We start from the raw sequence: 833 nt of genomic DNA, 5'->3' as shown, positions 1-833 counted from the left end.
GGATTTACCATAATCCCTTAATTGTACGAATCCTCGAGGCTATTCATCCTGGGGTTCCAGGCCGGAAACCTGGATTTTTCCGTGACCAGTTTTTTACAGGAGTGTCACACAAACGACAGATTGAGTGACACTCACAGAAACAGCGATTTCGACATAGAATTCGTCACATAACCCGTCACTTATTCAATGTCATGCAAAGCTGTCTGTGACTCGCTTTAATGACGGAATTTTCTGGGATTCCAGCTTAGCCCCCCATCCTGCCCTTAAATCAGAGCTCACGCCTGGTTTTGATATACCCAAAGTTTTTATTCTGTTTTTTTGAACAACATCAGCAAATTGTTTCGATTTTAATCAGCCTATCGTCGTCCTATCATTTATCACATCATGGCAACAACGCCATATACAGAACAAAATGACTTAAGGAATATGACCATGAAATCCATCAAAACTTTCGTTGCAGTTACCGCTCTATCCATGATGTCTTTCGGTGCATTTGCTCAGAGCGTCAGCGCTACCGCCTCCACTCTGGATCGTGCTGAAGCAAAAATTGCCGCACAGGCCGCTGAACAAGGTGCGTCATACAAAATCACCAGCGCTCACTTCAATAACCGTGTCCACATGACGGCTGAACTGACCAAATAAGATGGTCGCAGAGGGAGCTGCCGAACAGGTCGCCGGGAGGCGGCCTGTTTCGTCCCTAAGCAGGAAAACCTTCAGGCCCCTTCGTTTTTTTTGCATCTGTCATTTAACATAAAGGCATGATTGTACGCACCGCCAAAACGCGTTCGGTGCGATCACGGCAGCAGACAGGTAAAAATGGCAACAAACCACCC

Annotated in this window: 1 protein-coding gene; it reads left to right on the top strand. The window is 46.3% G+C overall.

Going from position 1 to position 833, the window contains the following annotated elements:
- Window positions 1-432 precede the first annotated feature (432 nt).
- Window positions 433-642 carry a YdgH/BhsA/McbA-like domain containing protein gene (locus ACFFNX_RS52550; protein ID WP_001555313.1) on the top strand — a complete coding sequence of 70 codons (210 nt, stop codon included), beginning with the start codon at window positions 433-435 and terminating at the stop codon, window positions 640-642.
- Window positions 643-833: the final 191 nt, after the last annotated feature.

This window comes from Actinoallomurus acaciae, assembly GCF_042429965.1.
GTDB classification, from domain to species: Bacteria; Actinomycetota; Actinomycetes; order Streptosporangiales; family Streptosporangiaceae; genus Actinoallomurus; species Actinoallomurus acaciae.
Note: the sequence above shows the minus strand (reverse complement) of the source record. Positions and strands in the feature narration are given on the sequence as shown.

Bases quoted from the DNA above. Each gene is read 5' to 3' on its own strand.
- ACFFNX_RS52550 (WP_001555313.1), top strand. From the start codon at position 433: ATGAAATCCATCAAAACTTTCGTTGCAGTTACCGCTCTATCCATGATG.